The sequence below is a fragment of the Gemmatimonadota bacterium genome (assembly GCA_009838845.1).
Lineage (GTDB): Bacteria > Latescibacterota > UBA2968 > UBA2968 > UBA2968 > VXRD01.
In genome coordinates this window covers 1-7,643 of record VXRD01000072.1, presented here as the reverse complement: position 1 = coordinate 7,643, position 7,643 = coordinate 1, and the positions used below count along the sequence as shown (strand labels likewise).

General features: G+C 49.4%; 9 protein-coding genes. 7 read left to right on the top strand and 2 right to left on the bottom strand.

Annotation, left to right across the window (positions count from 1 at the left end):
- Positions 1-106: 106 nt before the first annotated feature.
- Together F4Y39_09380 and F4Y39_09375 are read right to left on the bottom strand one after the other, a co-directional pair.
- Positions 107-400, bottom strand: coding sequence for a peroxiredoxin (locus F4Y39_09380; protein MYC13921.1), 294 nt, complete (start codon positions 398-400; stop codon positions 107-109).
- A 12-nt stretch (positions 401-412) separates the two neighbouring features.
- Positions 413-544: a redoxin domain-containing protein gene (locus F4Y39_09375; GenBank protein MYC13920.1), complete on the bottom strand. Its 132-nt coding sequence runs from the start codon at positions 542-544 to the stop codon at positions 413-415.
- Positions 545-741: 197 nt separating this feature from the next.
- Here F4Y39_09375 and F4Y39_09370 point away from each other — a divergent pair, with 197 nt between their 5' ends.
- The 7 genes from F4Y39_09370 to F4Y39_09340 form a co-directional block, all read left to right on the top strand.
- Positions 742-1,455, top strand: a complete 714-nt coding sequence (locus F4Y39_09370) for a hypothetical protein (GenBank protein MYC13919.1) — start codon at positions 742-744, stop codon at positions 1,453-1,455.
- Positions 1,456-1,466: 11 nt separating this feature from the next.
- Positions 1,467-2,042 carry a hypothetical protein gene (locus tag F4Y39_09365; protein MYC13918.1) on the top strand — a complete coding sequence of 192 codons (576 nt, stop codon included), beginning with the start codon at positions 1,467-1,469 and terminating at the stop codon, positions 2,040-2,042.
- Positions 2,042-3,310 carry a hypothetical protein gene (locus F4Y39_09360; GenBank protein ID MYC13917.1) on the top strand — a complete coding sequence of 423 codons (1,269 nt, stop codon included), beginning with the start codon at positions 2,042-2,044 and terminating at the stop codon, positions 3,308-3,310. Before F4Y39_09365 ends, F4Y39_09360 begins: the two co-directional genes overlap by 1 nt.
- A 29-nt stretch (positions 3,311-3,339) precedes the next feature.
- Positions 3,340-5,073, top strand: a complete 1,734-nt coding sequence (locus F4Y39_09355) for an AAA family ATPase (protein MYC13916.1) — start codon at positions 3,340-3,342, stop codon at positions 5,071-5,073.
- Between the two features lie 54 nt (positions 5,074-5,127).
- Positions 5,128-6,186, top strand: coding sequence for an ankyrin repeat domain-containing protein (locus F4Y39_09350; protein MYC13915.1), 1,059 nt, complete (start codon positions 5,128-5,130; stop codon positions 6,184-6,186).
- 78 nt (positions 6,187-6,264) lie between these two features.
- A complete protein-coding gene (locus tag F4Y39_09345) occupies positions 6,265-6,819 on the top strand; it encodes a hypothetical protein (protein MYC13914.1) in 555 nt (184 codons plus the stop codon).
- Between the two features lie 97 nt (positions 6,820-6,916).
- Positions 6,917-7,643 (top strand): hypothetical protein (locus F4Y39_09340; GenBank protein ID MYC13913.1); only part of this gene is annotated, 727 nt, incomplete at its 3' end.

Below are 7,643 nucleotides of genomic sequence, written 5' to 3'. Positions count from 1 at the left end.
TTCGTCTATTCGTCTATTCGTCTATTCGTCTATTCGTCTATTCGTCTATTCGTTCGTAAGTAAAACGGCAGACGATACAATCCGTCTGCCGCCAGTCGATGCATCCCTATATTGTGGGCAACAATGCCTCGGGATGTTTTCGCGCATCCACATTGGTATGGATTTGTGCGATTGTCCCATCGGGTGCAATGAGGTATGTCATGCGTTTGGCAGCGCGGTCCGATGCCGATTGACAAGCCCCGTAAGATAGACAGATTTCGCGTTCTGTGTCGCACAATAAGGGATATTCAAATTCCTGTGTTTTTGCAAATTTGGCATTGGCTTCTACACTGTCTGTGCTCACGCCCAGAATTTGCACATTTCTATCTGCATAGTCACGGATTCGCTCCTGGAATCCCACACCTTCAGCCGTTCAGCCACCCGTGCTTGCTCTGGGATAAAACCAGAGTACGACGGTTTTTCCGCGATAATCACTGAGTTTTACTTCACTGCCTGTGTGGTCTTTGACCAGAAAATCAGGCGCGATATCGCCAACATCGAGCATTATGACCTCCTGAAAAAGTTTGGGGTTTTGGAAACGCTGGGAATATAGGCAAACAGGACGGGCAAATCCAGTGGGAAAAGAGGCAAGGGGCTGAGGACTGGTGGGTGGGAACTAATTGCGGATCATGAAACAAGCCTTTACCGCATTCCCCGATCTGTGTATCTTGGGATTGATAACTGATAACGGAGGATTACTCAATGAAAATTGCACATATTTCCGACTTCCACCTTCGCCACCATATCGAAGGGGATAATATTAAGTGCGGGCCTGATCTTATATCCGAAGGTGCGCGTCATATTGCCGCGCATTCTCCCGATTTGGTCGCTGTGACGGGTGATCTGGTTGATTATCCGCTCGATGTATTAGACGATCCCGATACGATTGCACTGGGGGAAAAAGATCTCCATCTCGTGCGCGAATGTTTCGACAGTCTTTCCTGTCCTGTTGCGTATGTGCCTGGCAATCACGATCATCCCGCGTCTTTTCGCCGCGTCTTTTGCGATCAGCCTTTTGATTTTGATGCGCAGGGTTTTCGCGTGATTACTTTTTTCGATAAGGAGGGGGATCACAATGTCCCGCAGCGCGTTGGGGCGGAACGCGCGCGGTTTCAATCTGTGTTGTCAGATGGCGATCCGCGGCCGCAAATTCATTTGCAACACTATATGATATTTCCCGAGCATAGCGGAGGATATCCATTTAATTATGGCGATGCGGCTGAGTTGAAAGCTGCACTGCTCGCAGATTCGCGCCACAAGCTCGTGCTTAGTGGGCATTATCACGAGGGAGAGGATCTCATGGCGGAAGGTCATGTTTGTTTTGCGACAGCGCGTGCTTTTCGAGAGCCACCCCATCCCTTTCGGGTGTACGAGATTGCGGGTATGAATATTACACAGACTGAATATACCCTGTAAGTGGAGGATGTGTGACTTTCAAGGCGCGATATATTTTTTTACCAATTGCTGCAATCGCTCTGGGGATTTGCGTTTTTGTAGTTTTCCTGGATTACCGAGATGCTTTTCACCGCGCTCTCAATGTGCCGCCAACTTCGCATTATGCCGATGATATACCCAATTTGGTTACGGCGTATTACACGCGGTCGGATGCGTCAGATATAGAGTGGATCCTTTCCGAAGCTCTTGCGCCCCAACAGCCTATTCGCCGTCTGGTTTTTGCACTTTTTCTCGCGTACACACCAGAGGAGGAGCGCATTGCCGCATTTTTGCATTACGCGGCGTTTGGTCCCGTGCAGGGTCTTGAGCGGGCTTCCCTGTATCATTTTGATATTCACCATTCAAAGCTCACGGCTGGCGAGGTTTTGCTGCTGTGCGATCTCGCGCAGGGTGCGGATGTTCCGATGAATGATCCCATTGCCGCGCTGGAGCGCCGCGATGCGATTTTGTCCGATTTGTATGCGCGCGGTTTTTTGTCCCAGGCTGTTTACCGCAGTGAGCGCGACCGCGCGCTGTCCCTTTCTGTCAATCCCATACCGGTGAAGTGATGAATAGCGATACGCAGTCCTGGATGTGTAATTTTCTGGCAGGTCGCATCGGTTCCGCAGATCCTCTTGCGAGGGGTACGGAGATTGTGCATATCGAAGCGCATAAGGGGCGGCTTTATGCCGGAAATGGCTATTGGATGGATAATCCTTATACCGCGATTCCCTGGGCGCAGGTTCTGGTGATTGATTCACCGACTGATGCGTGGCGTATAGACCACAGTCTGGGGGCTTCGCATCTTCGGGTTACTGCGCTGAAGTCGGTGGTATTTGAAACTGATGACTTGGGCAATCCTCTGTCCGAGAGAGTAAATCTTTTGCTGGCTGGTTCTGACCGGCGCAGGGGCGTTCTCGGGATGGGCGAGTCGAATATTTTTACGCGAGACGATGACAGTGGTTCGTGGGTGAGGACTACGCTTCAGTCCGGCAGGGGATACCGGTGCATGGTGCGCGCGTTTTTTGTTCATCGCGATCGCGTGACAGGGGTGGATCGCATTTTTGTTTCTGCGGGGCAGTTGGGGATTTATTCGGGGGTGTATGATCCGGCTCAGTTGGGGAAGATTCGATGGGATGAGGCATCCGAGTTTGGGCCGATTGTAGCGCGTCCTATGTCTTTCGCAGAGGCAAATGGCGTTTTGTACGCGTCGGTTGGGACGTCGGTTTATCGCCGCGTAGATGGGCAAGCACCTGTTTGGAAGGAGGTTTACACGGATGATACGCCGTATAGTTTTGAACAGGCTGGTATCCGCGGTTTGACGGCGATTCCCTCTCCAGCAGGTGAAGGTGAGTCTCTTTTGTTTTCTCATACAGATCGCATTATTCGCATGGATCCAAAGGAGGATTATGCCGCGACTGTTGAGTTGAGGATCGATGCGTTGCTCAATAAGGCGTGGCGACGTTCTATCAGGGGCAGAAGTATTATTGCCGCGTACAGCGATATGGTGCCTGTTACCGATCCTGTGACGGGACAGACCGTTCATTTGATGGGTGTTCAGTCAAAGGTGAATGGGGGACAGACTTTTGGGGAGTGGTATCCGGGCGCGGCTTATCTGATCCGATATCCCGATTTGAGCTATCGGGTCAATGAGGTGAATGGGCGATGGAAACTCGGCGATCCTTTTCTGGTGGCGATACGCACGATCAAATTGTCGCCTTTTTCTGAGGATGCGGGTCAATTTCTCTACTTTGGCGGTTTTGACGCAAATTTTCTCGATGCACACGATACGGCCTGGATTTATCGCGCGCATGTGGATACGGTTATTGGGGACTGAGTTAATTTCTTACACAAAGGGACAAACCCATGCTAACTAAATTGATCTGTAGGAAATTCAAACGGTTTGAGGATGTTGAGATAGAGCTTGGTAACCCTGTTGTTTTCATCGGGCCAAACAACTCTGGTAAAACGGCCGCGCTTCAAGCCCTTGCTCTTTGGGATATAGGTCTTAAACGTTGGAATGAAAGGTATAAAGACAAAACGAAACCCGAGCAGCGGCCAGGGGTAGCCATCAATCGGCGGGACCTGATCTCTATTCCCGTTTCACATGCGAATTTGCTCTGGCGAAATTTGCATGTTCGCGATGTTCGGAAAATCGAGGGCCGACAGCAAACCCAGAATATTCGGATAGAAATTCTTGTGGAAGGCGTGACTCAGGGGGAGGCCTGGAAATCTGGACTTGAGTTCGATTATGCGAACCAGGAGTCTTTTTACTGCCGTCCACTTCGTTTGGCCGAAGGTAGCAACCCGGAGCGCATGCCAATACCCAAGGGGGTAGAAAATCTCCTTGTCGCGTTTCTTCCACCAATGTCGGGACTTACGGCAAACGAAACAAGGCTTGATCCCGGTGCCATCAATGTTCGCATTGGAGAAGGGCGTACCGCCGAGGTCCTCCGCAATCTTTGCTACCAACTTATGAGCGAAGACGAGGAAATTTGGGTAACGGTCTGCAAAAAAATTCATGACCTATTTGGGGTTGATCTCGATAATCCAATTTACATTCCAGAACGCGGCGAGATTGAGATGACCTATAGGGATCGCTCTAAGAGTCGTCTGGATCTCTCGTCATCGGGGCGGGGGCTCCAGCAAACCCTGCTTCTCTTTTCCTATCTCGCAGCACATCCTGAGTCCGTGCTTCTTCTTGACGAACCAGATGCACACCTCGAGATTCTAAGGCAACGACAAATCTACCAGACCCTCACCGAGTTAGCTACTCAACAGAATAGCCAGATTATTGCTGCCAGCCATTCTGAAGTTATCCTGAATGAGGCTGCTGACCGCGATGTTGTTGTCGCATTTTTAGGGAGGCCGCATCGAATTGATGACCGCGGAAGTCAGCTTCTAAAATTTCTCAGATCTATTGGTTTTGAGCAATACTATCAGGCAGAACAAAGAGGCTGGGTACTCTACCTTGAGGGTTCGACGGATCTCGCTATCTTGCAGGCTTTTGCTGAGAAACTCAATCATCCAGCACAAGATGTACTGGAACGTCCTTTTGTGATGTATGTTGACAATCAACCTGGGAAAGCGCGTGAACATTTCTATGGATTGCGAGAGGCAAAACAAGATTTGATCGGGTTTGCGCTTTTCGACCAAATAGATCAGGAATTACAAGATCGTCCTGAACTGCGAGAGTACATGTGGAAACAGCGAGAGATAGAAAATTATCTATGTAAAAAAGAAGTGCTCATGGCATGGGCGGAAGATATGGGTGAACAACGAGAAGTTGGTGCTCTGTTTGCATCTGTTTGGAAGGTTAAGATGGAAGAAACCATCACCGAAATTGAGCAGGCCCTAAAAACCCTTGGCAAGGGATCGCCATGGGGCTCAGATACGAAGGTCAGTGATGATTTTCTCGATCCTCTATTTGAAAGTTTCTTCCAAAAACTCAGCATGCCTAATCTCATGCAAAAGACGAATTACCACACCCTTTCCCGATATGTACCAAAAGACCAGATCGATCCCGAGATATCCACAGTGCTGGATGCCATCTTAGAGGTAGCAGAAGAAGTAGAGTCTCCCAATGAGGAAACCACATGACCGGGTGTATCTCGGATCTTTTATGTGAAGTTTTTAGAGTTTAAAGAAAAATCTATGTCATTACTTACGGGTAAAACCAGCGATTTTTTAAAGATTGGTGTTGCGGCTGCTGGTCGCGGCGATTTGGAGACTGTGCGGACGGTGCTGGCGGAGCGGCCAGACTGGTTGTTGCGCGTTGGGTCGCACGGACGGACGATGCTCTGGGAAGCGGCGTATCGGGGGCGGCTGGCGATGGTCGAATGGTTGCTCGACCAGGGTGCGGATGTCCATGCGTGGGGCTGCCATTTTACGCCGTTGCTGGTGGATATTTCGCCTTATTGCGCGGCGCGATTTAAGAAGCACGATGCAGTTGCCGATGTGTTGTGGGCGCGGGGTGCCACTGCTGATATTTATACGTTTGCCTATTTGGGCGATAGGGATGCGGTTGCCGCGTGTTTGCGCCGCGATCCGGGTCTCGCCACTGCGGAGAGGGTACAGCACGATACGAATGTTCGCGCTACGGTGTTGCACTACGCGGTTAGCGCTGGTTATCTGGATATTGTTTGTTCGTTGCTCGAGCGGGGTGCAGATCCGCGGCTCTGTGGCGACCGGCTGGTGCGGTTCTGTATCTGGCGCGACCGGGCGGATATTTTGAAGGTGCTGCTCGACGCGGGTCTCGATCCGACGACCGCTGAACTGCCCCGTTCCGGTCTTACCAATCCCGATATGATTGCGCTGCTTTCGAGCCGCGGGGTGGATTGCGATCCGAATCGCGCAGAGGATGGTTGGCCGCCGATTGTTTTTCAGTCTCGAGGTGATCGCGGTGGGCGTGTTGATCGCATCCGGGATCTGGTCGCGCGCGGCGCCGATGTAAATGCGCGCAATTACAAGGGCCAGACTGCGTTGCACTGCGCGGCGAGGGCGGGATTTGTGGAGATTGTTTCCCTGCTTCTCGAACACGGTGCGGAGGTCGATTTGCGAGACCGCGCGGGACATACGCCGCTTATGACTGCGCTGCGTTCGAGGATTAAAAATAAGAATAAACTCCGCGAGGTTGTCCGCGTTCTTACAGAAGCGGGGCAGGTCTGGATGAATAATGAATTAACCTCAGGCGTCAATCAACCCGATCAATAGAGCCGTCATCGCGGCATGGTGTTGAGCCGCGATCCAGTCTACTGCAATCCGGCAAACAAACTCAGGAGGGTTTCATACATGATTAAACTCAGGACAATAGCAGCTATACTTTACCTAATGCCCGTATGGGTGGGTGCGGCCGACTACAACATTGAACGACAGCCGGATGGCCCTCTTGCGTTTAGGATCTTCGGGGAGTGGTTCAACGAAGGATCAACCCTGACCCGCGAGAGCATCCTATTCAACGATCCAACGTGTCCCATCAAAATTCGATCTCACACGACAAAGATCATCCATAAAGATCGCGGCTTCAGATTCTCGGCTCGGACTTCAATAGATATCAAGCACCCAATCGTCGCCGTTCAATTACGTACGCTACTTTACGATGTATTCGGGCAGAATATGAAAAATCTTGGCAATATAGAAGTAAAAGACTTCACTCCGAGTCAATCCACTATAGAGGGAGAATGGCGGGCGTACGCTAATGATATGGGCTTTCTAACGACGGTCACCTATGTCGCACGAGTACGTTTGGCGGACGGTAGTCAGTGGATATTCAATGCAGAAAATCTTCTGGTCGCTTTGACTACTCTTAACTTGGAGCAGAAGATTGGCGATGAGGCTAAGGAATGATGCCTAACGAGATATTTTGAAATACTTAACACGTACAGATTTCGCAGACACTGTCTGCAAAATTCATTGAATCCATCAAACAAATGGAGATTGTTAAATGAAAGAGATATATAGTTGGGTGCCGTGGTTTCGAGAGTTAGGAAAAAAAATTGCGGAAGGGGGCGAAACCTATCTGATCGAAAAAGCGAATCAGATGATGTGGGGGTCGGGAAAACCTCGTGTGCTTCTATATGGTGATGAGAATATTGATCCCTTTTCATTTTTTTATTCTTTAGCTCAAAAAAATACCCGTTATCAAAGGGAGATAGTGTACAATAGTGTTCACAATATATTTGACATTAGTGCGCCCCTAGATACGAGTATAGATGAATACTATGTCATCCCCACTCCGCCTCCTCCCGCCCTTGTGCTTTTTCATGATGGAAAAAACTTTGATCCCAATTTGCTTTGGCGTTTGTTCAGGCAGACAGTAGAGACAGTAGAGGATGACCCAAAAATTGATTTGAATGATTTCAATAACGTTCTGAAAATAACAAACGTTGGAGTTGCGAAATTGACTCAAACCCTGTTTTTGATAAATCCCGAATACTTCTTGCCCATGGATGATACAACTTGTCAATTATCAGAAGCCTTGGATTTGCCAGTGTGGTCAGAAATAGAAAAAGAGATCAAAGATGATGGCTATGAGAAGTATCAATCTCGTCTCAAAGAGTTCAAGAGAGCCTTTCCGGAGTGCCAGCCTTATGAAATCAATATGTTCTTAGATCGACAAAAATCTGAACGAATAACCAACAGTAAGATTTTCCAGATAGATACTATTATAG